Origin of the sequence: Azospirillum formosense, assembly GCF_040500525.1 — a bacterium.
GTDB classification, from domain to species: domain Bacteria; phylum Pseudomonadota; class Alphaproteobacteria; order Azospirillales; family Azospirillaceae; genus Azospirillum; species Azospirillum formosense_A.
Genome location: NZ_CP159403.1, coordinates 1462501 through 1488557, shown reverse-complemented (window position 1 = coordinate 1488557; position 26057 = coordinate 1462501). Strand labels below are relative to the sequence as shown.

The 26057-nt window shown below is 70.8% G+C and carries 26 protein-coding genes; 13 read left to right on the top strand and 13 right to left on the bottom strand.

What is annotated here, in order from left to right; all coding sequences use genetic code 11:
- Positions 1-5 precede the first annotated feature (5 nt).
- Positions 6-1964 (bottom strand): lytic transglycosylase domain-containing protein, encoded by a 1959-nt coding sequence (locus tag ABVN73_RS19910; RefSeq protein ID WP_353859969.1) that lies wholly within the window; start codon positions 1962-1964, stop codon positions 6-8.
- Between the two features lie 525 nt (positions 1965-2489).
- Entirely contained in the window at positions 2490-3362 is an 873-nt protein-coding gene (locus tag ABVN73_RS19905; protein WP_353859968.1) for a uracil-DNA glycosylase, read from the bottom strand.
- Positions 3363-3508: 146 nt separating this feature from the next.
- Here ABVN73_RS19905 and ABVN73_RS19900 point away from each other — a divergent pair, with 146 nt between their 5' ends.
- Entirely contained in the window at positions 3509-5170 is a 1662-nt protein-coding gene (locus ABVN73_RS19900) for an electron transfer flavoprotein-ubiquinone oxidoreductase (protein ID WP_353859967.1), read from the top strand.
- 20 nt (positions 5171-5190) lie between these two features.
- Here ABVN73_RS19900 and ABVN73_RS19895 read toward each other — a convergent pair whose 3' ends face one another.
- Positions 5191-7437, bottom strand: coding sequence for a helicase-related protein (locus tag ABVN73_RS19895; protein WP_353859966.1), 2247 nt, complete (start codon positions 7435-7437; stop codon positions 5191-5193).
- Positions 7438-7550: 113 nt separating this feature from the next.
- Here ABVN73_RS19895 and ABVN73_RS19890 point away from each other — a divergent pair, with 113 nt between their 5' ends.
- On the top strand, positions 7551-8000 hold the full coding sequence (locus ABVN73_RS19890; protein ID WP_051140500.1) for a hypothetical protein: 450 nt from the start codon (positions 7551-7553) through the stop codon (positions 7998-8000).
- A gap of 21 nt (positions 8001-8021) precedes the next feature.
- Here the strand turns inward: ABVN73_RS19890 and ABVN73_RS19885 are convergent, their stop codons facing one another.
- On the bottom strand, positions 8022-8150 hold the full coding sequence (locus tag ABVN73_RS19885; protein ID WP_014197696.1) for a hypothetical protein: 129 nt from the start codon (positions 8148-8150) through the stop codon (positions 8022-8024).
- 153 nt (positions 8151-8303) lie between these two features.
- Between ABVN73_RS19885 and ABVN73_RS19880 the strand changes: the two genes are divergently transcribed.
- Entirely contained in the window at positions 8304-8804 is a 501-nt protein-coding gene (locus ABVN73_RS19880) for a hypothetical protein (RefSeq protein WP_353859965.1), read from the top strand.
- 67 nt (positions 8805-8871) lie between these two features.
- On the opposite strand, the gene ABVN73_RS19875 is transcribed toward ABVN73_RS19880, so the two are convergent.
- The 4 genes from ABVN73_RS19875 to ABVN73_RS19860 all read right to left on the bottom strand — a co-directional run bounded on the left by ABVN73_RS19875 (position 8872) and on the right by ABVN73_RS19860 (position 11129).
- Positions 8872-9636: a helix-turn-helix domain-containing protein gene (locus ABVN73_RS19875; protein WP_353859964.1), complete on the bottom strand. Its 765-nt coding sequence runs from the start codon at positions 9634-9636 to the stop codon at positions 8872-8874.
- 253 nt (positions 9637-9889) lie between these two features.
- Entirely contained in the window at positions 9890-10201 is a 312-nt protein-coding gene (locus ABVN73_RS19870; protein ID WP_353859963.1) for a Gas vesicle protein V, read from the bottom strand.
- A gap of 162 nt (positions 10202-10363) precedes the next feature.
- Positions 10364-10849 carry a hypothetical protein gene (locus tag ABVN73_RS19865; protein WP_353859962.1) on the bottom strand — a complete coding sequence of 162 codons (486 nt, stop codon included), beginning with the start codon at positions 10847-10849 and terminating at the stop codon, positions 10364-10366.
- Between the two features lie 67 nt (positions 10850-10916).
- Positions 10917-11129, bottom strand: a complete 213-nt coding sequence (locus ABVN73_RS19860) for a hypothetical protein (protein WP_353859961.1) — start codon at positions 11127-11129, stop codon at positions 10917-10919.
- A gap of 196 nt (positions 11130-11325) precedes the next feature.
- On the opposite strand from ABVN73_RS19860, the gene ABVN73_RS19855 reads away from it, so the two are divergent.
- On the top strand, positions 11326-11841 hold the full coding sequence (locus tag ABVN73_RS19855; protein WP_353859960.1) for an OsmC family protein: 516 nt from the start codon (positions 11326-11328) through the stop codon (positions 11839-11841).
- Between the two features lie 79 nt (positions 11842-11920).
- On the opposite strand, the gene cobT is transcribed toward ABVN73_RS19855, so the two are convergent.
- On the bottom strand, positions 11921-12949 hold the full coding sequence (cobT, locus tag ABVN73_RS19850) for a nicotinate-nucleotide--dimethylbenzimidazole phosphoribosyltransferase (protein ID WP_353859959.1): 1029 nt from the start codon (positions 12947-12949) through the stop codon (positions 11921-11923).
- 174 nt (positions 12950-13123) lie between these two features.
- Here cobT and cobS point away from each other — a divergent pair, with 174 nt between their 5' ends.
- The 3 genes from cobS to ABVN73_RS19835 are packed head-to-tail and all read left to right on the top strand — an operon-like array spanning position 13124 to position 15102.
- Positions 13124-13930, top strand: a complete 807-nt coding sequence (gene cobS / locus ABVN73_RS19845) for an adenosylcobinamide-GDP ribazoletransferase (RefSeq protein ID WP_353859958.1) — start codon at positions 13124-13126, stop codon at positions 13928-13930.
- Positions 13927-14556, top strand: coding sequence for a histidine phosphatase family protein (locus ABVN73_RS19840; protein ID WP_353859957.1), 630 nt, complete (start codon positions 13927-13929; stop codon positions 14554-14556). Before cobS ends, ABVN73_RS19840 begins: the two co-directional genes overlap by 4 nt.
- A 36-nt stretch (positions 14557-14592) precedes the next feature.
- Entirely contained in the window at positions 14593-15102 is a 510-nt protein-coding gene (locus ABVN73_RS19835; RefSeq protein WP_353859956.1) for a pyridoxamine 5'-phosphate oxidase family protein, read from the top strand.
- Positions 15103-15225: 123 nt separating this feature from the next.
- On the opposite strand, the gene ABVN73_RS19830 is transcribed toward ABVN73_RS19835, so the two are convergent.
- A complete protein-coding gene (locus ABVN73_RS19830) occupies positions 15226-15858 on the bottom strand; it encodes an MBL fold metallo-hydrolase (RefSeq protein WP_353859955.1) in 633 nt (210 codons plus the stop codon).
- A gap of 168 nt (positions 15859-16026) precedes the next feature.
- On the opposite strand from ABVN73_RS19830, the gene ABVN73_RS19825 reads away from it, so the two are divergent.
- The gene (locus ABVN73_RS19825) at positions 16027-16479 is read left to right on the top strand and encodes an Rrf2 family transcriptional regulator (RefSeq protein WP_014198135.1); all 453 of its coding nucleotides are present in this window, start codon (positions 16027-16029) and stop codon (positions 16477-16479) included.
- A gap of 29 nt (positions 16480-16508) precedes the next feature.
- Here ABVN73_RS19825 and ABVN73_RS19820 read toward each other — a convergent pair whose 3' ends face one another.
- On the bottom strand, positions 16509-17657 hold the full coding sequence (locus ABVN73_RS19820; protein WP_353859954.1) for a hypothetical protein: 1149 nt from the start codon (positions 17655-17657) through the stop codon (positions 16509-16511).
- A 305-nt stretch (positions 17658-17962) separates the two neighbouring features.
- Between ABVN73_RS19820 and ABVN73_RS19815 the strand changes: the two genes are divergently transcribed.
- The 5 genes from ABVN73_RS19815 (at position 17963) to ABVN73_RS19795 (ending at position 23743) form a co-directional block, all read left to right on the top strand.
- Positions 17963-19015: a sulfate ABC transporter substrate-binding protein gene (locus ABVN73_RS19815; protein WP_353859953.1), complete on the top strand. Its 1053-nt coding sequence runs from the start codon at positions 17963-17965 to the stop codon at positions 19013-19015.
- Positions 19016-19045: 30 nt separating this feature from the next.
- On the top strand, positions 19046-19906 hold the full coding sequence (cysT, locus tag ABVN73_RS19810; protein ID WP_353860829.1) for a sulfate ABC transporter permease subunit CysT: 861 nt from the start codon (positions 19046-19048) through the stop codon (positions 19904-19906).
- Positions 19896-20756 carry a sulfate ABC transporter permease subunit CysW gene (gene cysW, locus ABVN73_RS19805; protein WP_353859952.1) on the top strand — a complete coding sequence of 287 codons (861 nt, stop codon included), beginning with the start codon at positions 19896-19898 and terminating at the stop codon, positions 20754-20756. Before cysT ends, cysW begins: the two co-directional genes overlap by 11 nt.
- A 13-nt stretch (positions 20757-20769) precedes the next feature.
- Positions 20770-21810, top strand: a complete 1041-nt coding sequence (locus ABVN73_RS19800) for a sulfate ABC transporter ATP-binding protein (RefSeq protein WP_353859951.1) — start codon at positions 20770-20772, stop codon at positions 21808-21810.
- A 208-nt stretch (positions 21811-22018) separates the two neighbouring features.
- Positions 22019-23743: a hypothetical protein gene (locus ABVN73_RS19795; RefSeq protein WP_353859950.1), complete on the top strand. Its 1725-nt coding sequence runs from the start codon at positions 22019-22021 to the stop codon at positions 23741-23743.
- A gap of 22 nt (positions 23744-23765) precedes the next feature.
- Here ABVN73_RS19795 and ABVN73_RS19790 read toward each other — a convergent pair whose 3' ends face one another.
- Positions 23766-25466 (bottom strand): monovalent cation:proton antiporter-2 (CPA2) family protein, encoded by a 1701-nt coding sequence (locus ABVN73_RS19790; RefSeq protein WP_353859949.1) that lies wholly within the window; start codon positions 25464-25466, stop codon positions 23766-23768.
- Between the two features lie 168 nt (positions 25467-25634).
- Positions 25635-26036 (bottom strand): response regulator, encoded by a 402-nt coding sequence (locus ABVN73_RS19785; protein ID WP_353859948.1) that lies wholly within the window; start codon positions 26034-26036, stop codon positions 25635-25637.
- Positions 26037-26057: the final 21 nt, after the last annotated feature.

Here is a 26057-nt window from a genome sequence, read left to right as displayed (position 1 = left end):
TTCGGTCAGGGGGCTTCGGCGTGTTGCGCGACCTGGGTGGACCGGGCCGCCGGGAAGACGTCCACCGGCATATAGACCGGCCAGCCGCCCGCCGCAACGGCGTCCAGCGATTCGATCTCCTGGCCCAGCCGCAGCCGGTAGATCCAGAAGTTGGCGACGACCTTCTCGACGTAGTTCCGCGTCTCGGCGTAGGGCAGGCTCTCGATGAAGAGCAGCGGGTCGTTGCCGATGTCCGACAGCTCGCGGCGCCAGCGCGCCAGCGTGCCGGGGCCGGCGTTGTAGGCGGCGGCCAGCAGGAACAGGTTGTTGCCGATGTCCTGGCTGTTCAGAAGCTCCGCCATGTAGCGCTGCCCCAGCTCCATGTTGGTGGAGGGGTCGAACAGGCCGGCGCGGGCGGCGTCGGCCTCGCCGATGTCGGCGTTGCGCTCCTGCACGTGCTGGGCGGTGGCGGGCATGATCTGCATCAGACCGGTGGCCCCGGCGGAGCTGACCAGCTTCGGGTCGAAGCGCGATTCCTGCCGCATCACCGCGAAGACCAGCGCGCGGTCCACGGCGAAGCCGTCGCGCGGCTTCCAGTGCGGCACCGGGTAGAGGGCCGCCGTGTAGGGCGCGCCGTCCGGACCGGCCACCGCGTTGCCGACCTGAAGCGCCAGCCCCGGCAATCCGGCGCGGTCGGCCAGCGCGACCAGCGCCTGCTCGGCCAGCGCGTCGCCGCGCGGGTGGATGCGGCGCAGCTCCAGCTCCGCCGCCTCGCGCTGGCCGGCCTGGATCAGGGCGATGGCGCGGGTGCCGCCGGGCAGGGAGGCCAGCGCCTTCAGATGGTCCCCGGTCAGCTCCGGCGTGCGCCAATTGAGGTCGCCAGAGCCGCCCAGCTTGCGGTGGGCGAGAAGCCCATAGAAAGTGTGCGGGTAGCGCGCCGCGGCGGCCAGATGGGCGCGGGCCTGCTCCTCGCGGCCCCGGCGGGCGTGGGCGCGGGCGGCCCAGAAATCGGCGGCGGAGGCCAGCCAGGGCGATCGCGGTCCAGCCTCGGCCAGGTTGGTGAAGTGGCGGGCGGCGCGGTCGTACTGCTTCAGCCGCCAGGCGGCGAGGCCGGCGATCCAATGCGCCTCCGTCAGCGCCGGGCCGGAACGGGCGGCGCTGGCCGAGGCCAGTGACAGCGCCTGCGTCACGTCGCCGGAATAATAGAGCGAGGCGGCGATGCGCGCCCGCGCCTGGTCGTACTGCACCGGGTCGAGGTTGCGCCCGAAGTCGTCCTGGTTGAGCAGGGCGAGCGCCGCTCCGGGCTTGCCGGCGCGCAGCAGGTCGGTCACGCGGGACGGGGTGGTGGCGTTGCTGCGGCTGGCGGTGCGGCTGCGCGGGGCGACGGTGAGCTTGGCCTTGTCCTCGGCCGCCTCCGCGTTCTTGTCCGGGTCCGACGGATCCTCGTCGGAGACGGTTTCCGGCAGCGGCTCGGGGCGCAGGCCGCCCAGCCGCTCCAGCGAGCCGGTCAGCCGTTCGCCGTCGCCGCCGCGCGGCGGCTTCAGGGCGCGTTGCTGGCCGGCGGGGGCGCGGCGCTGGGCCAGGGCGTGGATGCGCTCGGCGCCCGGCAGGTCGCCGTAACGCTGGAGCCAGCCGGCCAGCTCGTCGTAGCTGGCCTTGCGGTCGGGGTGCAGGTAGCGCTGGCGCAGCACGTGGCCCATCAGGCGGCGGTCGCGCAGCAGGCGGATTTCCCAGTCGGCGCCCTCCCACTCCCCCCGTTCCTGAAGGGCGAAGATGCGCCGGTAATGGCGGGCGTCCTCTTCGGTCAGCTGCACGGCGCGCGCGTCGGCATCCGTCGCCAGGAGCAGGTTCTGCTCGGCACGATCAAATCCCGGCGGGACGACGGGGCGCCCATCCGGCGCGTGGATCACAAGGCCGGCCTGGGCCGGGCGATAGCCGCCCGTCGGGTCGGGTGCTGCGCACAGCGCCAGCGCCACCCCCGCCATTCCCAGGACCTTCCGCCGCAGCGAGACGGTGTTTGCTGCGCTGCACAATATCCGGAACATGGTATTCGAATAACCGCAGTGAACGGGAATCGCAAGAAGATGATTCCCCAACAGCGGTCGAGGCCGTCTGTTCGCAAGGGTTTTCAGCAACTTAGTGGGGGCGGAAAAATGGCCCTAGCCCGGTGGGAAGACCCATTTGGCGCAAGGTCATGGGCCTTTCTGTGCCGATTGGCGCAACGGCATAGCGGAGACTTGGTAAACCAATCCGATCTTTCGAAGTACTTGGGTAATGTTTGGAATGTCTATGGATGTCGAATGTTCGAACGACCGCGCAAGAAAAGGCGCAATAAGAGAAGCATTTTAGGAAATCGGCGGTGTTAACCATCGCGAAGGCGTGCCCCACCCCGGCCCTCCCCCTCTGCGAGGGAGAGGGTGCCTTAGGCGAAGCGACGTCCGTCCCCTCCACCTCGAAGAGGGGGAGGGTTAGGGAGGGGGCAGAAAGCCGCCTTTCTAAGGGCCGCGCTTTTAAGGTTTCTCTGGAAAGCGCTGGCGCAGGGTCAGCAGGTCGCGCCACGCCTCGCGCTTGGCGATGGGATTGCGCAGCAGATAGGCCGGGTGAAGCATCGGCAGGACCGGCACCGGGCTGGGCAGGCCGGGGGAGGCGTAGTCGAACCAGCGGCCGCGCAGACGGGTGATGCCCTCCGTCCGGTTGAGCAGCGTCTTGGCGGAGGTTCCGCCCAGCGGCACCAGGACCTTCGGCCCGATCAGCTCGACGTGCCGCTCCAGAAAGGGCAGGCAGGCGGCGATCTCCGCCTGGGTCGGCGACCGGTTGCCGGGCGGGCGCCAAGGCAGGATGTTGCTGATGTAGACTTTGCTGCGGTCGAGCCCAACCTGGGCCAGCATGCGGTCGAGCAGCTTGCCGCTGACCCCGACGAAGGGCTTGCCCTGCCGGTCCTCGTCCTCGCCCGGCGCCTCGCCGATCAGCATGATGTCCGCGGAGGGGTTGCCGTCCGCGAAGACCGTGTTCATCGCCGTCGCCTTCAGCGGGCAGCCGTCGAAGGCGCGAAGGGCCGACTCCAGATCCTCCAGGCTGCGCGCCTCGGCGGCGCGGGCGCGGGCGCTCGCCCCGGCCTCGCTGGCGCCCAGCGGCAGGTCCGCCGCCATGGGCGCGCCGAACATCGACGCGCCGGAGGGCCCCCCGAACGCCGACCGTGGCGCCGGCGCCGGGGTGGGGCGCGCCGCGGCGGGCGGCAGCGCGGACGCGCCCGCCGGCGCGCGCGCCACCGCCGGCCGGGCGGCCAGCGTCGCCCAGTCCAGGGGCTCGTCCCCGATGGCTTCGTCGCACCCGATGTCGACGTGCCAGCGCAGGGCCGCCAGTATGTCGGATTGGTCAATCATCGTTTGACCTTACCACGGCTCCTGTGGTCTTACATGGGCTTAGATATCCTTTTTGGCGGGTGCGAAAGGCATACGCCGTTCCGAAAGCCGCCGGACCCTGCGGAAATGGCCCCGGCGCTTCAATCAACCGGGGAGGCATGGGGACCATGGATCGCGATCCGCGCGAGGTGATGGAGTACGACGTCCTTGTCGTCGGAGCCGGCCCGTCGGGCCTGAGCGCGGCCATCCGCCTGAAACAGCTCGCCGTTGATGCGGGGCAGGAGCTCTCGGTCTGCGTCGTGGAGAAGGGCTCGGAGGTCGGCGCCCACCTGCTCTCCGGCGCGGTGTTCGAGCCGCACGCGCTGGACGAGCTGATCCCCGACTGGAAGGACAAGGGCGCGCCCCTGATCACCCCGGCGCGCGAGGACCGCTTCCTCTACCTCACCGAGACCAAGGCGCTGAAGTCGCCCTTCGCCCCGCCGCAGATGCACAATCACGGCAACTACATCATCAGCCTCGGCAACCTCGCCCGCTGGATGGCCGCCCAGGCCGAGGAGCTGGGGGTGGAGATCTACCCCGGCTTCGCCGCGGCGGAGGTGCTCTACGACGACACGGGTGCCGTCAAGGGTGTCGCCACCGGCGACATGGGCATCGGCAAGGACGGCGAGAAGACCGCCAACTACACGCCGGGCATGGAGCTGCACGCCAAACAGACCATCTTCGCCGAGGGCTGCCGCGGCTCGCTGACCAAGACGCTGTTCGAGCGCTTCGACCTGCGCCGCGACGCCGACCCGCAGACCTACGGCATCGGCATCAAGGAGCTGTGGGAGGTCGATCCCGCCAAGTCGCAGCCCGGCCTGATCGTCCACACCATCGGCTGGCCGATGGACGCCAAGACCTACGGCGGCTCCTGGCTCTACCACATGGAGGGCAACCTGGTGTCGGTCGGCTTCGTGGTCGGGCTCGACTACGAAAACCCGCACCTCTCGCCGTTCGAGGAGTTCCAGCGCTACAAGACCCACCCGGCGATCCGCCCGACCTTCGAGGGCGGGCGGCGCATCGCCTACGGCGCCCGCGCGCTGTCGGAGGGTGGCTTCCAGTCGATCCCCAAGCTGACCTTCCCCGGCGGCGTCATCGTTGGCGACGCGGCGGGCTTCCTCAACGTGCCCAAGATCAAGGGCAACCACACCGCGATGAAGTCGGGGATGCTGGCGGCCGAGGCGGTGTTCGAGCTGCTGTCGGCCGACGCCAACTCCGATGGGCCGGCGCGCGAGGCGGTGGCCTATCCGGAGAAGCTGAAGGCGTCGTGGGTGTGGTCGGAGCTTCACGCGGTGCGCAACATCCGCCCCGGCTTCCAGAAGGGGCTATGGGCGGGTCTGGCCAACGCGGCCTACGAGACGGCGACTAAGGGCAAGTCGCCGTGGACGCTGCACCATCGGCACGGCGACCACGAGACGCTGAAAAAGGCGTCGGAGATGCCGAAGATCGCCTATCCCAAGCCGGACGGGGTGGTGTCGTTCGACCGTCTGTCGTCGGTGTACCTGTCGAACACCAACCACGAGGAGGACCAGCCGGCGCACCTGACGCTGAAGGATGCGTCGGTGCCGATCGCGGTCAATCTGGCGCTCTACGACGCGCCGGAGACGCGCTACTGCCCGGCGGGCGTGTACGAGATCGTGCGGGCGGCGGACGGCAGCGACCCGCGGCTGCAGATCAACGCGCAGAACTGCGTGCACTGCAAGACCTGCGACATCAAGGACCCCACCCAGAACATCAACTGGGTCGTCCCGGAGGGCGGCGGCGGCCCCAACTATCCCGGCGGCATGTAAGGCCCCGCTTTACTGCTCCTCTACCGCCGCGGCCCGAAGCGCTTGCGCGGGGCGCCACGGAAACCGGCCTTGGGCGGCGGCTCGCGCCGCTGCCCGGCCGACCGCGCCCCGCGCGTGGCGAGCAGGTCGGCCAGACGCCGGCTGATCTCGCCGCGGCGACCGCGCACCGCCTCCCGTTCCGGGAATAGGGTCGGGAACTTGCGCGCCGCCCAGTAATAAAGGTCGCAGGCCCGCGACAGCCCCTCCAGCGCCGCCCCGTCCAGCCCGTCGAGCCGCGCCGGGACGAAGCGTCCGAGCGGTGACGGCTCCCCGGCCTCCACCGCGCCGAGGATGGCGGCGAGGATGCGCGCCTCCGCCTCGTCCTCCAGGTCGGCGGGGATCAGCAGCAGGTCGAGCTTGGCCGGCAGGCCCAGCCGCCGCTCGTCCAGCATCACCGCCAGCCGCCGCATGCCGGACAGGTCGCCCACCCGGTAGGGCGACCCTGCCGTGCGGGCGTCGGCGACGCAGTCGAGCAGCAGGACCGTCTCCTCCGTCCCGATGTGATCGGCCAGACGGGCCAGCATGGCGCGGGTCGGCCGCACGGTCAGCGGGGCGTCGGCGCGCAGCCGCCCGTCCGCCTTTTCCAGGAGGTTCCGTAGGGCCTGCGGCGTGCCCCGCCCGACCACGCCGAACTCCCCCGACTCGAACTTGCCGAAGCGCCCGGCGCGTCCGGCGATCTGCTTGACCTCCGTCGCGCTCAGCGGGCGGACGCTGGTCCCGTCGAACTTCTCCAGCGCGGTGAACAGCACGCGGCGGCAGGGCAGGTTCAGCCCCATGCCGATGGCGTCGGTCGCCACCACCACGTCGGCCTCGCCGGACAGGAAGCGCGCCGCCTCCCGCCGCCGCACCTCCGGGGCCAGCGCGCCGTAGACCGCGGCGACCGACAGGCCCTTGGCGCGCAGCGTGTCGCGCACGGAATGAATCTCCCGCCGGGAGAAGGCGATCAGCGCGTCGCCGGGCTCCACCTCCTCCCAGTTCAGGCGGCGGTCGATCAGGGTCAGCGGCACCTTGCGCTCCAGCTCGATCACCTCCAGCCGCTCGCCGAGATGGGCCGCCACCCGCTCGACGAGCGGGCGGGCCTCCGGGGCGCCGAGGATGTAGACGGTCTCCGCCGGTGCGCCCATCAGCGCCGCCGTCCAGGCCCAGCCGCGGTCGGGATCGGCAAGCATCTGGATCTCGTCGATCACCGCCACCTCGACCGGGCGGTCGGGGTCCATCACCTCGATGGTCGAGGCGGTGTGGCGGGCGCCCGGCGTCACGATGGCCTCCTCGCCGGTGAGCAGGGAGGCCGGCGTGCCCTCGGCGTTCAGCCGCTCCATCACCTCCAATGCCAGCAGGCGCAGCGGAGCCAGATAGATGCCGTCCCAGGCGCCCTTCAGCGCCTCGATGGCGTGGTGGGTCTTGCCGGAGTTGGTCGGGCCCACCACCAGCACCAGCCGCCGCCCCAGCCCGCGGGCCACCGGGAACAGCTTCTCGAAGCGGGCGAGGTCGAAATGCCGGTCCACATAGGCGCGCCCGCGCGCTTCCGCCCGCTCGCGCCGCCAGACGGCGAACTCGCGGTCCCAGCGCTCCAGCAACTCGTCCACGGCATGGCGGTTGCGGGCGGCGCGGGACAGCCGGTCGGCCAGCGACGCAAAGGTCCAGGCATCCTCCGCACCGTCCGTCTCCCCGGCATAGCGGTGCAGACGGGCGGCGGTGCGCGACAGCGCGTCCTCCAGCGCGGCAGCCAGCGCCGGGTCGCCCTCCAGCCGCAGGGCCAAGTCGTCGTCCGTCAGGTCGGCCAGCTCCATGGCGTCGAGCACGCGCGACACTTGGAGCCGCACCGGCGCCGGCAGGCCGGGCCAGGGCAGGTCGTCGCTGCGCACCGCCCGCACCCGCGTGCGGTCGTCCGCCGGGTGCAGGCTGGTCGACCAGCCCTCCAGCGCGCGGCGTCCCTGGGCGAGCAGGGCGTTGCGCCGCCGCGCGCGGTCGAGCGTGCCCTGGATCTCCAGAAGCACCGCCTCGCGCCGCTCCGCCGGGACCAGCAGGTCGCGCTTGCCCTTGGGCAGCGGCAGGCCGAGCGGCACCAGACCCAGCCCCTCGCCATGGGCCACCCGCGTCACGCCCGCGGCGGCGGCGGTCACCACGTCGGGGTGGGCGCTGGCCAGTTCGTGCACCAGATGCGGGTCGGCGGGCTCGCCGGCGTGGGAAGGGCCTGTGCCGGAAGGGTCGGGGGAGGTCATGTCCATAGGGCGCGGTCTCTGGAGAACTTTTCACAAATTCGCACTGGCGGTCCGCGGCCATCCATGTCATGAGCCACGTCCCGCAGGGGCAGTCCCGGCCCCAAGGCAGGCATCAAGCCATGACCAGACCGCTCCGCGCAAAGATTCTCCGACCCGACCTCGATCCGGCCCACCGCAAGGGCGCCAGCGGGGAGAACCGCTGCCGCTGCTGCGGGCGGCCCGGCGGCGCCGTCGTGCGCTGCCTGCCGGACGGGCGCTGGTACGACGCCGCCGACCAGACCTGGCGCGACGGGCGCGGGCGGCGGGCGGCCTGGCCCGACGTGGTGGAGTATGCCGAGACCCGCGACGTGCAGGTCGTCGTCCGCCCGGTCCGTCCCTCCGGCAACCCGGAGGCCCGCCCCAAGAACCTTTGCCGCCGCTGCCACATGCAGGAGGAGGCGCTGCGCAACGCCATCCGCTCCCGCATCCGGGCGCGGATGCGCCGCGCGCTGGGCGACCTGTTCCTCGGTGATTATTCGTCGCCCGGCATCCTGGAACGCGCGATGGCGCTCTACCGCCGCAAGCCCTGACGGTTCGTTGGGCGGCTTCCGCTACACGGGCTCCTGCGGCTCGCCGGGCATCGGCGGGGCCTCCACAGGCTCGTCCGGCGGGGCGTCGGGCGGCAGCGGCATGGGGATCGGCACGTCGGGTTCCTGCCGGGGCGGCGGGTAGGGGCTCATGTCCGGTCTCCGGTGACGGGGTGGGGCCGTCCTCAGGAAACACCGCCTGCGCGCATTCGCTCCCTCGCGTCCTCCACCGGTGCGGCGCATGACCAAAATCAAAGCGGCGGTTCGGATCATCGCGGAAGATGCCCGCGAAAGGATCGCCCGCCCATGCCCAGAAGCTTCATCCTCGCCCCGCTGGCCAAAACCCAGGCCGATCAGGCGCTGCCCGTCGTTCAGACCCTGCACCGTGACATGACGCTGGACGAGTGGCGGCAGGTGGCTGCCCTCTTCCTGCAGGACGGTGGCGACGGCGGGGTGATGGCCTGCGAGATGAGCGACGGGCACATCCGCGGCCTGTTCTGCTACCGCGTCAGCGCCGAAGGGATGATCCGCGTGCTGACGGTGCCGATCTTCATCGCGGTGGGGCTGTTCGACGCGGCGGTGACCTCGGCGGCGCAGGCCGACGGCATCGACCTGCTGGCGCGCAAGCTGGGCTGTTCGACGGTGGTGGTGGACGAGCGGGGCTGCGTCGTCGCGGCGACCGCGCCGAAGCTCGACGCCGCGGGCCTGTTCACCCGGCTGGGCTATCGCCGGGTCGGGCAGGCCTTCGTGAAGGACGTGGCGGCGGGGTTCGGCGGCGAGGGCTATCCGGTGGCGGGCCGGGCCTGACAGGGTGACGAATCGGCAGGAGCAGAGTCGGCAGGGGCAGACTCGGCAAGGAACCTGAAGGGAAGGATCAGGCGGCGGCTTCGAGCGCCGCCGGGTTCTCGATGCGGATGCGGTCGTTGGTCAGGCGGGTGATCGCTCCGGCGCTCTCCAGCTTGCGCAGCACGCGCGACAGCGTTTCGGGGCGCAGGCCGAGATAGGCGCCGATGTCCACCTTCGGCATGGGAAGGAAGGCGCTGGGCGTGCCATCGGCCAGAGGGCGCGACCGCCGCGACAGGGCGAGGAGGAAGCTGGACACCCGCTCCACCGCCGTCTTGCAGCCAAGGAGCAGGATCTGGTCCTGCGCCGCCGACAGCTCGACCGAGGTCATGGCGAGCAGCCGCCCCTGGACCGCCGGGTGCCGCTCCATCAGGCGGCGCAGCGCCGTCCGCGACATCCGGCAGACGGTGGAGGCGGTGACCGTCTCGGCGGTGTAGGCGTAGCCGCTGCCCACGGCGAGCCCGATCACGTCGCCCGCGGTGGCGAAGCCGGTGATCTGCTGGCGGCCGTCCGGCAGGGTCTTGTAGAGCTTCAGCATGCCCGACATCACGGTGAAGACGGCCTCGGCCTCCTCGCCCTCCATCACCACCGGAGTCGCCGACAGCAGGTCCAGCGGCCGCGACGTCGTCGACAGATCCGGCAGGTCCCCGGCGGTCAGGGCGCCGCACAGCCCCTTGCTCCGCGCCGAGCAGCCGGCGCAGCGGCCGGTCACCGACTCCGCCGCGCGCGGCTGCGGGGCGGGCATCGGCGGCGGGACAACGGCGGCGGCGGCGACGGTGGCGACGGAGAAGGTCATGGCATGCACCCCTGGTCTGTCTCGCTTCGGCGCCGGAAAGGGCGCGCTCGATTCGGACGTTCGGTTCCGACCAGAGTATCAGACTAAGGTCTTGGAACCGAGCCAAAGGTATGAATTAAGACCAGGGCCCGCCCTGATCTGGATCAAGCGGACACCGGATCGCTCCGGCAAAGCGGCAACCAAACAGCGCAACGGCCCGGAGGATGGTCCGGGCCGTGGGGAGAATTCGTCGGGGGTAGGGCTTCGCGGCGGCTCAAAGGGTCCGGCCGGGCCGACCACGCGGCGGGAAGCGGCTGGACGTGGCGCGCATGGTGCCGTCCGGCATCGGCATGCCGCCGGATTCCGAGTCCTCCTCGTCGCCGCGCGGGCGGCGGGAATCGCGGTCCGTCACCCGCGCCGCCTCGGCACGGGAGATCGAGGATTCCAGTTCGCGGATGCGCGCCTGCAGGCTGCCGACGACCGCGGCGCCCGCCTGACGGGACTTGAACTGTTCGAGATCCTGCTTCAGGCGGAGCAACTGACTCTTCTGCTCCGGGAGGCTCGGCCCGTCCCGGCGCTTGGTCACGCGATAGACTTTTTCGTCGAATCGGTTCACTGCGTTTCTCCTGTCTGCTCTTAAGCAGATTGGGTCGACGCGCCGCTGCACCATCGTTCGAATGGGATAGGCCCTGCATTTCCACCGCCGGTGGCAACAGGGAATGGTCCTTTCCGCCGGTCCGTCCGGTCGTCAGGGCATCCGTTCGTTGACGCTCCGCTCCGCGGCGACCGCGGCGGCCAGCGCGTCGCGGTAGCGGCGCAGCCGCGCGTAGGTCGGCCAGGCCATGCCGACCAGCGGGTCGCACCAGTGGACCAGCACCATCAGCCCCATCCCGGCGAAGCCGCCGATCAGCGTGCCGTAGAGCAGGCCGGGCAGGGCGCCCAGAATCCAGGGATCGGACAGCCGCCCGGCGTCGTAGGCCTGCACCGCCGCCATTCCCACCGTGGCGGCCAGCGCCAGCCCGACTCCGACGCGGCCCGGCGCGTACCAGATCCGCAGGTCCTCCCGCGTCAGCCCGTAATCCTCTGGGACCGGGCGCGCCGCGGCCTCCACCACGCCGTCCGGGCGCGCGTCGTCGACGCGGGGCGTGCCGGACACCTCGACGGGAGTGCCGCCCCCCTCGATCACCCGCCAGCGCCGCCGCGGATCGCCGCCATCGTCTTCCAACCGTTCCATGGCGCGATATTGCGCGGATGGATGGGTTTCGGCAACGGCGCTCTTGCCCGGCGGCGCCGCCGTGAATTCAGCCCGGGCGGCCCGCCGCAGCGTCCGTTCCGGCGGCGGGCGGCGGGAAGCCGCCGTCGGCGGGCAGCGCCTCGCAGTCCGCTTCCAGGGCGTATTTCACGATCGTGCCATCGACCAACCGCAGATCGTAGGACGGATGCCCACCCAGGGTCCGGGCGATCACCATGGCGTCCTGTCCATGATGCCGGACCTTCGTGCCCAGCCGCAGCATGGTTGCAACTCCCGCATCCCGTGTTTCGTTAACGAAACCCTACTCCGGAGCGCCGCCGGCGGACGAGCAACAAAAAGGGGCATGACGATGAGGCCGGCGGGCATCGCATTGGGCATTGCCGGGATGGTCGTTGCGGTCCATCATCCGCAGGTCTCACAAATCAAGAAGCCGAACCGTACAGAGGAAACGCACGGGTATGGATGCACAGGATCTGCGCGCGCTCCAGGCGCCGCTGAAGGACAAGTACAAGGACGCCCCGGAGTCCGCGGTGGTCACGCTGAAGGCCCGCGGGGCGCTGGACGATTCCGGCATCACCTGCAAGGTCGACACGGGCCGCGTGCTGGTCGAGGCCGGCCTGCATCCGGCGACCGGCGGGCCGGGCACCCAGGCCTGCTCCGGCGACATGCTGCTGGAGGCGCTGGTGGCCTGCGCCGGCGTGACGCTGAAGGCGGTCGCCACGGCGCTGGAGTTCAACCTGCGCGGCGGCGCGGTGTCGGCGGAAGGCGACCTGGATTTCCGCGGCACGCTGGGCGTGGCGAAGGACGTGCCGGTCGGCTTCCGCTCCATCCGCCTGCGCTTCGAGCTGGACACCGACGAGCCGCCGGAGCGCATCGCCACCCTGACCAAGCTGACCGAGCGCTATTGCGTCGTCTACCAGACGCTGGCCAATCCGCTGCCGATGGCGCTGACCATCGAGACCGCCCAGCGGTGACGAGTCAGAGATGAGGGGCGCCGGGCGGGGCCGGGGGCGTCCCGTCCCCTCAAGCCCGGCTTCCTGACGCCCCGGCTTCTCATGCCCCGCGGGTGCTGACGCCCGCGTCGGCGAAGGTCGCCATGCCGGCGTGGCAGGCGCAGGCCGACTTCACGATGTTGATGGCCAGAGCGGCGCCCGAGCCCTCGCCCAGACGCATCCCCAGGTCGAGCAGCGGCTCCTTGCCGATGGCCGCCAGCAGATGGTCGTGGCCCGGCTCCACCGAGCGGTGGGCGACCATGCAATGGTCGAGCGCCCGGCGGTCGGCCTTGAACAGCACCGCCGCCGCCGCCGTGCAGGCGTAGCCGTCGAGCAGCACCGGCACCCGCGCCATGCGGGCGGCCAGGATGGCGCCGGCGATGGCCGCCAGTTCATAGCCGCCGAAGCAGCGCAGCGCCTCGAACGGGTCGTCCTTGGCCTGCGGGTTGGCGGCCAGACCGGACTCGACGGCGGCGACCTTGCGGGCCAGCCCCTCGTCGTCGACCCCGGTGCCGCGGCCCGTCCAATCCTTGGCCTCGCCGCCGAACAGCGCGTGGCAGAGCGCGGCGGCGGCGGTGGAGTTGCCGATGCCCATCTCGCCGAGCGCCAGAAGCTGGACGCCGCTCTCCACGGCCATCATGCCGTAGGCCATGGCCTGGCAGCAGTCCTGCTCGCCCATCGCCGGGCCTTCGGTGAAGTCGGCGGTGGGGGTGTCCAGATCCAGCTCGTAGACGCGCAGGTCGGCGTCGGCCACCTCGCAAAGCTGGTTCACGGCGGCGCCGCCGTTCTGGAAGTTCTGGACCATCTGGGCGGTCACCGCCGCCGGGTAGGCCGACACGCCGCGGGCGGCGACGCCGTGGTTGCCGGCGAAGACGGCGACGCGCGGCCGGCGCACCTCCGCCGGGTGCTGGCCCTGCCACGTCGCCATCCACTGCGCGATCTCCTCCAGCCGGCCGAGCGCGCCCGCCGGCTTGGTGAGCTGCCGTTCGCGCTGGAGGGCCGCCGTGCCGGCGTCGAGGTCCGGCCCCGGCAGGTTGCGCACCAGCGCGCGGATTTCCTCGAAGGTGATGGCGGGCTGCGTGTTGCTCATGGCGAAGGGTCCTGGCGCTGACGGCAGAGGATGTGATCGGGGAACGATGAAAAAAGCGGCGCGACCTTGGACCATTCCCGACCCGCTGTCAAAGCGCCTCTCGTCCGGTCTGTCATCCGCCGCCGGTCTGTTATCCGTTGCGGCGGGACCGGGCTTGCCGTACTCCGAAGCGCCATGCCCGAGGATTCCCCCGTCCCGCCCGCCTCCCGCCGGATCGCCCTCCGTTGGACCGCCGATCTGGCGCTGGCCGTCGTCTTCCTGACTCGGCTGCCGCTGCGCCTGTCCGGTCCGCTGGCCGCGGACGCCCACGCCCGCGCCATGGGCTGGTTCCCCCTGGTCGGCGCCGGGGTCGGGCTGTTCGGCGGTGCCGTCTACGGGCTGGCGGCGCTCGTCCACCTGCCGCCGCTGCCGGGGGCGCTGCTGGCGCTGGGCGCCATGGTCTGGCTGACCGGCGCCTTGCACGAGGACGGGGCGGCCGACGTCGCGGACGGCTTCGGCGGCGGGCGCGACAAGGCCCGCAAGCTGGAGATCATGCGCGACAGCCGGGTCGGCAGCTACGGCGTGCTCGCCATCGTCTTCTCGGTCGCCGTCCGCGCCGCGGCTCTGGCCGCGCTGGCCGAGCCGCGCGCCGTCATCCCCGCGCTGCTCGCCTCCGGCGCCCTGTCGCGCGGCGGCATGGCGGTGATCGCCCGCGCCCTGGACCCGGCCCGCGCCGACGGGCTGGCCGCCCGGCAGGGGCGCCCGTCGCCCGGCACCGTGGCCCTGTCGCTCGCGCTGGCGCTCGGCGTGGCGGCGCTGGCGGTCAAGGGGCTGGCCCCCGGCGCTGTTCCGGCGGCGGCTTTGGCGGCGGTCCTGGCGGTCCTGGCGGTGGCGTGGCAGGCGCGGCGGCAGATCGGCGGCCACACCGGCGACGTGTTCGGCGCCGCCCAGCAGGTGGCGGAGGCCGCCGTTCTGCTCACCCTGGCCGCGATGGCGGCATGACGACCACGCGCTGGTGGCTGATCCGCCACGCCCCCGTCCCCAATCCGGACCGGCTGATCTACGGGCGGACCGACCTCCCCGCCGACATTGGCGATTCCGACGCGCTGGCGGCGCTGGCGGCGCGGCTGCCGCCGCGGGCGGTCTGGGTGACCTCGCACCTGCGCCGGACGCGGCAGACGTCGGCGGCGCTGCGCCTGCCGGGCAGCGACATGGCCCTGGTCGAGCGGGCGCTGGCCGAACAGGATTTCGGGCGCTGGGAGGGGCTGTCGCACGACGACGTGGCGGCGCTGCACCCTGGGGAGGCCCGACGCTTCTGGACCGACCCGGCGCTGGAGGCCCCGCCGGACGGCGAGAGCTTCGCGGCGGTGATGGAGCGGGTGGCCGGCGCCGTCGCCCGGCTGACCGCGGCCCACGCCGGGCGCGACATCGTGGCGGTGATCCATGGCGGGTCGATCCGCGCGGCGCTGGCGCTGGCGCTGGACCTGACCCCGCAGGCGGCGCTGCGGCTGGCGGTGGCGCCGCTGTCGCTGTCGCGGATCGACCATCACGGCGGGGTCGAGGGGGGCGGTTCCTGGTCGGTCACGGCCCTGAACGCGCTCGGAACCTTTTCGGGCAGCGGGCGTTGACCGGACTCCGTTGGGCTACCAATAGAGGGTCAGACCATGGCAAGAAGCGCTGACGATCGCGAGGCCGCCGAGAAGCTCTGGGGCATGATCAAGGGCGTCCGCATCTGCATGATGACGACGCTGGACGAGAACGGCATTTTGCATTCCCGCCCGATGGCGACCCTGCCGCACGCGGGGTTCGACGATGGAACCTTGTGGTTCTTTACGCGGGCCGACTCGCCGAAGGTGCACGAGTTGCAGACGCACTGGCGCGTGAACCTGTCCTACGCCGATCCCGACAAGCAGGATTACGTGTCGGTGTCCGGGGTGGCGGAGACGGTGCGCGACCGCGACAAGATCCGTTTCCTGTGGCGGGACATCCTGTCCACTTGGTTTCCGCAGGGGGTGGACGATCCCGATCTCGCGCTGCTGAAGGTCAGCGTCGACCGGGCCGAATATTGGGACAGCCCGTCGAGCGCGATGGTCTACGCCTACGGCTATGTGAAGGCGAAGATCACCGGCGAACCGCCGAAGCCGGGGGACCACGCGAAGATCGCGTTCCAGTAAGCGGACCCGACCGGGGCCGTGCCTGCCCCCGCCCGTTCCTCCCTTGCGTCGGCGGGGGAGGAGCGGGCGGGGACGAGCGTTCCCCGCGGTTTTCCTGCCGCGGGCGCGACGCTCAGTCGTCGCTCAGTCGTTGAGGAAGGGGTTGTAGAGGCGCTCCTCGCCGATGGTCGAGGTTGGGCCGTGGCCGGGGATGAAGGTCACGTCGTCGCCCAGCGGGAACAGCTTGCTGCGGATCGACTCGATCAGGTCGCCGTGGTTGCCCTTGGGGAAGTCGGTGCGGCCGATGGAGCCCTGGAACAGCACGTCGCCGACGATGGCGATCTTGCTGGGCTTGTGCACGAAGACCACGTGGCCCGGCGTGTGGCCCGGGCAATGGTGGACATCCAGCGTCAGGTTGCCGACCGTGACCGTGTCGCCCTCCTCCAGCCAGCGGTCCGGCGTGAAGGAGCGGACCGGCGGGAAGCCGAACATCTGGCTCTGCATCGGCATGCCGTCGATCCAGAACTGGTCCTCGCGGTGCGGCCCCTCGATCGGCAGCTTCAGGTCGTCGGCGAGGTCGGCGACGGCGCCGGCGTGGTCGATGTGGCCGTGGGTGACCAGGATCTTCTCCAGCGTCACGCCCTTGGACTGGGCGGCGCGCAGGACGCGCGGCAGGTCGCCGCCGGGATCGACGGCGGCTCCCTTCATCGTCTCCGGGCACCACAGCACCGTGCAGTTCTGCTGGAACGGAGTGACGGGAACGATGATGGTCTGCATGCCGCGTCCTTCGCCGGTCAATGATCATGGTCAGGGATCGATTCGTGCACGACCTTACGCGCCGCCGTTTTCCAGGGCAAGAACCGGTACCAATTCCTGGGCAACACGGCTATATGGAGGGCACTTTATCTTTATACCATTCCGCCGCGGGGGGCGGTGCCGGACCGAATGCTGTCGCAAAAAGCCAAATACGCCCTGCGTGCGCTGATCATGCTGGCCGAACGGACGGATGACGAACTCGTCCTGATCGCGGAAATCGCCGAGCGGGAGAACATTCCGCGCAAGTTCCTCGAAGCCATCCTGGTGGAGCTGCGCAAGCACGGCCTGCTGTTCGCCAAGCGCGGCAAGAGCGGCGGCTACCGTCTGGCGCGCCCGGCGGAGGAGATTTCCTTTGGCGAGGTGATCCGGCTGATCGACGGGCATCTGGCTCCGATTCCCTGCGCCAGCAAGAATTCCTTCCGCCCCTGCGAGGATTGCATCGACCCGCCGACCTGCTCGGTGCGCTGGCTGATGGTGCAGGTGCGCGACGCCACCGCCCAGGTGCTCGACAATCAGACGCTGTCCGACGCCCTGCGCCACCGTCAGGCGACCGGCGGCCTGCCCGTCAATTTCGACATCTGACCGGCGACCGCTGAGCCGGTCGCGACGGCTCAGGGCACCAGATCGACGGCGATGAACACGCGGTCCAGCGCGCGGTTCGTCGCCTCGCGCAGGATGCCGGCCTCCAGAAGCTCGTCGACCAGAAGCTGGGCGCCGCGGAAGGTGCTGCCCAGCCGCTTCTGCACCCGCCGCACCGTCAGGGCGGGCTCCTCGAACAGAAGGTCCAGCAGATCCGGGGTGCGGGAATTGCGGCGCTTGGCGCCCACCCGCTGCTGCCAGCCTTCCGCCGTGCGGTCCAGGGACAGGGCACGCTCCCGCTCCCGCCGGGCCGTCTCCGCCACCGTGTCGGCCAGCCAGAGCCGCCACCCCTCCTCCCGCCCGCGGGCGGCGAGGCCGGCGGTCGTGCGGTCGGCGTGCAGCGAGACCGACATCGGCAGCCAGACAGTCGGCACCCGGCAGCAGCGCGCCACCGCCAGCGCCGCCATCAGCCGGGCCGAGGGCACCGCCCAGCCGGGAATCCGCAGGTCGGGCGCCGGGCGCAGCAGCTCGGCCAGCATGCCGACGCCGCCGAGCAGGGCCGGCTGGTCGCCCGCCTGGTCCAGCCGCTTGAGCAGGGTGGCCGCCTCCGCCTCCCGCTCATCCGAGAAGGCCAGCCGTCCGGGGTCGCGGCCCGACACCTCGGCCTGAAGGCAGCGCCACAGCGCCTCCGACCAGCCCAGCGTCCAGGGCGACGGCGTGTCGTCCACCACGGGCGCGGCGTCGCCGTCCTCGTCGTCCGGCGGGAAGGAAAAGCGGGACTCCGGCCCGGCCTCCAGTTCCGCCACCGCGCGCCATGCGTCGGCGGCGGCTCCGCTTGATGGGAACGGCGCCCGCGTGTTTTCCGCGCGGCGGGCGGGGGCGGCGATGACGCCTTGCGTGAACAGGGCGCCCTGCCACAGCGCGCGGACCGATTGCGCCGCTCCCCGCCCGGCGGTGGGGACGAGGTCGGTGCCGATGGTCGCCACCAGGAAATCCGCCGGGTCCACCGCCACCCCGTCGAGCCGGGCCGCCGCGCAGGATTCGCGCCGCGCCGCGTCCGCCCACAGCCGCCGCCGGCGCGCCAAGTCCTGCGTGACCTCCGCCAGCCGGCCGAGCGCGCGCTCGGCCTCCAGAAGGGCGGTCAGCAGGGCGGGGGAGGGGGACTGGGCTGTTGCGGACATGGCCGTTCGGGACAGGGGGCGGAGAGGGCGCGCATGATAGCGAACCGGCGCTTCGCTTCCAGCGCGATCCGACGGCCGGATTTCACAGTTTTTGTGGAATTGTCTCGCCGCATCGCGGGGAATGACAAAAAACAGCTTTGCGGCCTTCGAGAATTCATGCAAACTCTAGGAGGCAAATGGATATTGCATATACATTATAAAGTGTGTGGATACGGCGCGAGCGCCGGCTTTGTGAACAGCGGTGCGGCGCGTGGCCTCAAGGGCCGGTGTCCGTGCCCCAATGAACCATACCGAGGGAGTGTGCCATGTCCTTTCGTGATCGGCTCTCCGCGCTCCGCGCGAACCGGCTCTCCATAGGCCGGCTGTCCGCAATGGCCGCGGGCGTCGCCCTCGCCATGCTGGCCGTCACGCCCGCCAAGGCGCAGACCACGCTGCTGAACGTCTCCTACGACCCCACGCGTGAATTCTATGTGGAGTTCAACAAGGCGTTCGCCAAGAAGTGGCAGGCGGAAAACGGCCAGACGGTGACCGTCAAGCAATCGCACGGCGGGTCGGGCAAGCAGGCGCGCTCGGTCATCGACGGGCTGGACGCCGACGTGGTGACGCTGGCGCTGGCCTACGACATCGACGCCATCGCCGACTCCGGCGCCCTGCCGAAGACCTGGCAGGCGCGCCTGCCGAACAACAGCTCCCCCTACACCTCGACGATCGTCTTCCTGGTCCGCAAGGGGAACCCGAAGCAGATCAAGGATTGGGACGACCTGCTGAAGCCGGGCGTCCAGGTCATCACCCCGAACCCGAAGACCTCGGGCGGGGCGCGCTGGAACTATCTGGCGGCCTGGGCCTATTCGCTGGAGAAGAACGGCAACGACGAGGCCAAGGCCAAGCAGTTCGTCGCCGACCTGTTCAAGAACGTGCCGGTGCTGGACAGCGGCGCCCGCGGCTCCACCGTCACCTTCACGCAGCGGCAGCTCGGCGACGTGCTGCTGGCCTGGGAGAACGAGGCCTTCCTGTCGCTCCAGGAGTTCGGCGCCGACAAGTTCGACATCGTCGTGCCGTCGCTGTCGATCCTGGCGGAGCCGCCGGTCGCGGTCGTCGATTCGGTGGTCGACCGCAAGGGAACCCGGAAGGCGGCGGAAGCCTATCTGAACTTCCTCTACACCCCGGAAGCGCAGGAGATCGCGGCGAAGAACTTCTACCGCCCCCGCCTGCCCGAGGTCGCTGCGCGGTATGCGGATCGCTTCCCGAATGTTAAGCTTGTGACCATCGACGGTTCCTTTGGGGGCTGGCGCACGGCGCAGGAGAAGCATTTCGCGGATGGCGGCGTCTTCGACCAGATTTATCAGAAGGGCCGCTGACCCGTGGTCGCGGCAACCACCAGCGACGCCGTGCTCCCCAACGCGGGGGGCACGGTGTTGAGCGTTCTTCGAAAACCCAGCGTCCTGCCCGGCTTCGGGCTGACCCTGGGATTCACGCTGACCTATCTGTCCCTGATCGTCCTGCTGCCGCTGGCCGCGCTGGCGCTGAAGGCGGCCGGGCTGGGCTGGTCCGGCTTCTGGGACGCGGTGCTGACGCCGCGCGTCCTGGCCGCCTTCAAGGTCAGCTTCGGGCTGTCGCTGGCCGCCGCCGCGATCAACGCCGTCTTCGGCTTCATCGTCGCCTGGGTGCTGGTGCGCTACCGCTTCCCCGGCGACCGCGTCGTCGACGCGCTGGTGGACCTGCCCTTCGCCCTGCCCACCGCGGTGGCCGGCATCGCGCTCAGCGCGCTCTACGCGCCCAACGGCTGGATCGGCTCCCTGCTGATGGAGTGGTTCGGGCTGAGGGTGGCCTTCACGCCGCTGGGCATCGCCATCGCCCTGACCTTCATCGGCCTGCCCTTCGTGGTGCGCACCGTGCAGCCCATCCTCCAGGACCTGCCGCCGGAGGAGGAGGAGGCCGCCGCGGCCCTGGGCGCCACGCGCTGGCAATCGTTCCGGCGGGTGGTGTTCCCGGCGCTCCTGCCGGCCCTGCTGACCGGCTTCGCCCTGGCCTTCGCCCGCGGGGTGGGGGAGTACGGCTCGGTGATCTTCATCGCCGGCAACATCCCCGGACTGTCGGAAATCCTTCCGCTGCTGATCGTCATCAAGCTGGAGCAGTACGACTACGCCGGCGCCGCCGCGGTCGGCGTGCTGATGCTGATGGCGTCCTTCGTTCTGCTGCTGGGCCTAAACCTGCTGCAAGCCTGGATGAGGGCCCGCCATGCTCGTTAAGAAAGCCGTCGGCTTTACGCCCGCGCTGGCCGACAGCCGCTGGGTCAAGGGCCTGCTGATCGCCACGGCGCTGGCCTTCCTGCTGCTGTTCCTGGTGCTGCCGCTGGTCGCGGTCTTTGTCGAGGCGCTGCGCCGCGGCACGGACGCCTACTGGGCGGCGCTGGTGGAGCCGGACGCGGTGGCGGCGATCAGGCTGACGCTGCTCGTCGCGGCCATCGCCGTGCCGCTCAACCTCCTCTTCGGCGTGGCGGCCTCCTGGTGCATCGCCAAGTTCGACTTCCGCGGCAAGGACGTGCTGATCACCTTGATCGACCTGCCCTTCTCGGTGTCGCCGGTGATCTCCGGCCTGATCTACGTGCTGCTGTTCGGGCTGCACGGGCTGATGGGGCCGTTCCTGAAGTCGCAGGGCATCCAGATCATCTTCGCCGTGCCGGGGCTGGTGCTCGCCACCGTCTTCGTCACCTTCCCCTTCGTCGCCCGCGAACTGATCCCGCTGATGCAGGAGCAGGGCAACGAGGAGGAGGAGGCGGCTCTGGTGCTGGGCGCGTCCGGCTGGCAGACCTTCTGGCGCGTCACCCTGCCCAACATCAAATGGGGCCTGCTGTACGGCGTCCTGCTGTGCAACGCCCGCGCGATGGGCGAATTCGGCGCGGTGTCGGTGGTGTCCGGCCACATCCGGGGCGAGACCAACACGATGCCCCTGCATGTCGAGATCCTCTACAACGAATACAACTTGGTCGCTGCCTTCGCGGTGGCCTCGGTGCTGGCCATGCTCGCCCTCGTCACGCTGGTCGTGAAGTCGGTTCTGGAATGGCGCTTCGGGGCTGAGCTGGCGGCCACCCGGCATTGAGGCGACGCACGTCATGGCGATCCAGGTTTCCGGCATCACCAAGCAATTCGGCAGTTTCCGCGCGCTCGACGCGGTGGACCTCGAAGTCCGCTCGGGCGAGCTTCTGGCCCTGCTCGGCCCGTCGGGGTCGGGCAAGACGACCCTTCTGCGCATCATGGCGGGGCTGGAGTTCGCCGACTCCGGCAGCCTCCTGCTCAACGGCGAGGAGGCTCTGAGCCTCACCCCGCGGGAGCGGCAGGTCGGCTTCGTCTTCCAGCATTACGCGCTGTTCCGCCACATGACCGTCTTCGAGAATGTGGCCTTCGGGATGAAGGTGCGGCCGCGCGGCCAGCGCCCGGCCTCGGCCGAGATCAAGCGGCGCGTCATGGAGCTTCTGGAACTGGTCCAGCTCGCCCATTTCGCCGACCGCTATCCGGCACAGCTCTCCGGCGGGCAGCGGCAGCGCGTGGCGCTGGCCCGCGCGCTCGCCATCGAGCCGAAGGTGCTGCTGCTCGACGAACCGTTCGGCGCGCTCGACGCCAAGGTGCGCAAGGAGCTGCGGCGCTGGCTGCGCAAGCTGCACGAGGACATCCACATCACCTCCGTCTTCGTCACCCACGACCAGGAGGAGGCGCTGGAACTGGCCGACCGCGTGGTGGTGATGAGCCAGGGCCGGATCGAGCAGGTGGGCAGCCCGGCGGAGGTCTACGACCGCCCGGCCTCCGCCTTCGTCTACGAGTTCCTGGGTCAGGTGAACCGCTTCGACTGCGTGGTGGCGGACGGGGTGGCGCGGACCGCCAACGGCGCGCTGTCGATCCCCGCCGACGGCACGGTCCGCGGCCCGGCCATCGCCTATGTGCGCCCGCACGATCTGGGGCTCAGCCCCAGCGCCGCGGGGCCGGGCCGGGTGTCGGGAATCCATGTGGTGGGGCCGGACGCGCGGATCGAGATCGACCTCGCCGGCCTGCCGCTGGAGGCCGAGATGGACCGCGAGCGCCTGTCCGCCCTGGGCCTGCGCCCCGGCGACCAGTGCGCCGTCCACATCGACCGCGCCCGCGTTTTCCCGCAGCCCTGAAGGCGTGCGGATGGCACCCGGCCTATCCTCGAAAAGGGGCGGGCGGGGTGCCCCGCCTCATGCGAAGGGGAATTTCGTGGACCATGGAGCCTGCCCCGTCCGGGCCGCGGACTAAGTCCAACGCCGACTCGTAACGCCATTGCCTTCTGGCGATGCGGACGGCGGATGTGTTGAGCCTTCCGCATTGCACCAAATGCAGGAGGCTCCGGTGGACCATTCAGGACTGTCGCAGGCCCCCGGCCCCGCCGCCCTGCGGACGGACGCCGGAGCCGGAGCCTGGTCGCCGCCGCTGACGCTCGTGCTGCCGGTGATCCTGGCGCTGCTGATTCTGCCGCTCATCCTGGTGGAGATGCCGCCGCTGCTCGACTACCCGAACCATCTGGCGCGGGTGGACGTGCTGCTGAACTACCGGTCCGATCCCTTCCTGGCCGACCATTACACCGCCTCCCTGACGCCGGTGCCGAACCTGCTGATGGAGGCGGTGATGCTGCCGCTGGCCAGCGTTCTGCCGCTGTACGTCGCCGGGCGGGTCTACATGGCGCTGGCCGGGCTGCTGACCCTGTTCGGGGCGATGCTGCTCAACCGCACGCTGTTCGGGCGGTGGAGCCTTTGGCCGCTGTGCGGCGCGCTGTTCATCTACAACGCCACGCTGATCGGCGGCTTCATGAGCTTCTCGCTCGGCCTCGGCTTCCTGCTGGTCGGGCTGTCGCTGTGGATCGCGCTGGCGGGGCGGCGCTGGCAGGTGCCGGTGGGGATGGGCTGCGCCCTGTTCCTCTACTTCGCCCACGCCATCGTGCTCGGCTCCTTCCTGCTCTGCCTGTTCGCGGTGGAGGCGGTGGCGTATGTGGGGAAGGGGCGCAAGCCGCTGACGCTCGCCAATCTCGGGCGCGACGCCCTGCGCTTCGCCGCGCTTCTGGTCCTGCCCGCGGCGCTGTTCGCCGGCACGGTGGGGACGCATCTCCTGCAGTCCGACGCGGCGGCGGTGGGGTCGCGCGACAGCACGCCGGTCCTGCTGCTGAAGGAGGTCTACTGGCGGCTGAAGAAGCTGACCGAACTGAAGCAGTGGGGGTACCGGCTGCACGACATGCTGGCCCCGGTGCTGAACTACAACACGCTGCTGGATGCGGCGACCCTGCTGCTGATCCTGGGCGGCATGGTCGCGGCGCGTCTGGCCGGCTGGCTGCGCGCCGCGCCGGCGATGATGCTGGCGGTGGGGCTGTTCGTGCTGGCCTTCTTCGTCGTGCCGGACCCCTTCTTCGGCACCTATTTCGTGTCGATCCGCTTCTGGATCCTCGCGGCCTTCCTGCTGGTCGCCGGCACCGACATCCGCTTTCCCTCGGCCCGTGCCGCGGCGGCCTTCGCCGCCGGGCTGCTCGCCCTGCTGACGGTGCGGACCGGCGTGCTGACGCTCAACTGGCTGGCCTATGAGGACGATGTGGCCGATCTGCGCCGCGCCATGGAGCGGATCGAGCCCGGACGGTCCGTTCTGATCGCCTGGGCGGGGCAGGAGGCGGGCTGCTGCAACACGCGGGAGTTTCTGCTCACCCAGCCGCCTTGGCGGCACACGCTGGTCGCCTTGCCCAGCCTGATCCATTTGCCGTCGCTGATCACCGTGGAGCGGCGCGCCTTCGTCCCGACCCTGTTCAGCCACCCCGGCAAGCAGCCGCTGACCGTGACCCAGCCCTACCGCGACCGCTGCATGGCGATCTACGAGGGAGTGCCGGTGGATGTGCGCCTGCTTTCCCGCCCCGGGGAGGCGACCCTGCGCGACCATGTGGAGCCCTGCCCGCACTACGTCGGCTGGCGGGACAAGTACGATTACGTGCTGGTGATGTTCTCCAACGTCTTCCACGCGGCCGGGCTGAAACCGCCGGCGGGAGCGGAGGAGGTCTACCGCGGCACCGTCTTCGACCTGTGGCGGGTCGCGCGATGAGGCGATCGCCCGGTCGTTCCGGTCAGTCGTTCTGCCCGGCCGGCTCGCTGAGCGCGTCGTAGCCGCGGTCGCGGACGCTCTTCAGGCTCTGGTCGATGGTCTCGGCGTCCACCCCGGCGGTGCGCAGCACGAGGCTGGCCAACTGCAGGCTGGCCTCCAGCGTCTCCGGCACCACGGCGCTGGCCCCGGCCCTCTTCAGCCGCGCGCCGCGGTCGAGATCGTGGGCGCGGGCGGCGATGGCCAGACGCGGGGCGGCGCGGCGGATGGCCTCCACGGCGCGCTCCGCCATGTCCGGTCGGTTGACGGTGATGACGGCGGCCCGCGCCCGCTCGATCCCGGCGGCGCGCAGCACGCCGATCTGGCTGGAGTCGCCGTAATAGACCGGCAGCCCCTCGGCCCGCGCCGCGGCCACCCGCTGCGGGTCGAGGTCCAGCGCGACGTAGGGGATGTCGTGGGTGCGCAGCAACCGGGCGACGGCGCGCCCGACCCGGCCATAGCCGGCGATCAGCACGTGGCCGGTGATGTCGCTGGTCTCGACGCCGAAGGCCTCGGCGCCGTAGCGGGCCTCGACCTTCTGGGCCAGCCGCTGGGCGATGGCGCCGACCAGCGGCGTGACCGCCATGCTCAGCGCCACGCAGGAGGACAGCAGCAGCCCCGTCTCGCCCTCCAGCACGCTCAGCCGCGTCGCCTTGCCGATCAGCACGAAGGCGAACTCGCCGCCCTGCGACAGCAGAAGGCCGATGCGCAGCGACGTCGCCAGACCGAGCCCCGACAGGCGGCAGAGCAGGAACAACAGGACGCTCTTCCCGACCAGCAGCGCCGCGGTCACCATCAGGATGTCGTCGGCGCGCTGGAGCATGGCCGGCAGGTCCAGCGTCATGCCCACCGTCATGAAGAACAGGCCGAGCAGCAGGCCGCGGAACGGCTCGATGTCGGCTTCCACCTGATGGCGGTAGGCGGTGTCGGCCATCAGCATGCCGGCCAGGAAGGCGCCCAGCGCCATCGACATGCCGGCCTCCGCCGTCAGCCAGGCGACCGCCAGGACGACCAGCAGGTTGGTCGCCGTGAAGACCTCCGGGCTCTTGGCCGAGGCCACGAAGTGATAGACCGGGCGCACCACGAAACGGCCCAGCAGCATGATGGCGCCGATCGCCGCGACGGCCTTGACCCCCGCCAGGGCGAGCGCCCAGGGGATGCTGGTGTCGCCGCCGGCCAGCAGCGGCAGCAGGGTCAGCAGCGGCACGACGGCCAGATCCTGGAAGATCAGCACGGCGACCGACACGCGCCCGAACCGCGCCACCGTCTCGCCGCGCTCGACCAGCAGCTTCAGCACCGTGGCGGTGGAGGAGAAGGCCAGCATGCCGCCGATCACCAGCGCGGCGGCCATGCCCTCGCCCAGCGCGTAGGCGACGGCGGCGATGGCGGCGCTGGTCAGGACGACCTGCATCAGCCCCAGCCCGAAGATGTAGCGCCGCATCGCCCGCAGGCGCGACAGCGGCAGCTCCAGCCCGATGGCGAAGAGGAGGAAGACCACCCCGAATTCCGACAGGACCTGGGGAAGCTCCATATCCACCACCGGCCCCGGCGTGTGCGGACCCAGCAGCGCCCCGCCCACCAGATAGCCGAGCACCGCCGGGATGCGCAGCGCCTGGAACAAGGGGACGATGACCACCGCCGCCAGCAGGAGGAACAGGACGTCGAAAAGCAGTTTGGGATCGTGCATGGCCGCGCGCTGGCTGGGTCGGGCCGGACGCCGGCCGTCCGGGACGGCGTCTGTATGCGGCGCAAACAGGGCCACCGCAAGCGCAGCGGGTGTGCGAAAGATCGGAACGCGCGAAAAAAGTCCCGCGCCGTTCAAAAAAGATCGCGCTGTGGCGGTGGCGCCGCGGCGTCAGGCCGCTCGGACGGCCAGCAGCTCGTCAACGGCGGCGGTCAACTCGCTGTTGTCGAAGGGTTTGTAGAGCAGGCGGTCGGCGCCGTGCATGGCCGACAGAGTCAGCGAGAACGCCGCCGGAAAGTCGTCGGTGCCGCCGGACATGGCGATGATGGCCGGGGCGTCGACGCCCGGGGCCTGGGAGGCGTCGCGGGCGCGCAGGCGGCGGATCAGTTCGATCCCGTCCAGGCCGGGCATCATCATGTCGACGATGGCGAGGTCGAAGGGCTCGCGCTCCAGCATCGACAGGCCGGACAGGCCGTCATGGGCCTCAGCCACATGGTGGCCCCGCGTCTCCAGCGTCATGCGCAGCAGCGCCGTGAAGGCGGGAACGTCGTCGATCACCAGAATTCGGGCCATGGCCTCCGTCGCTCCCAATGC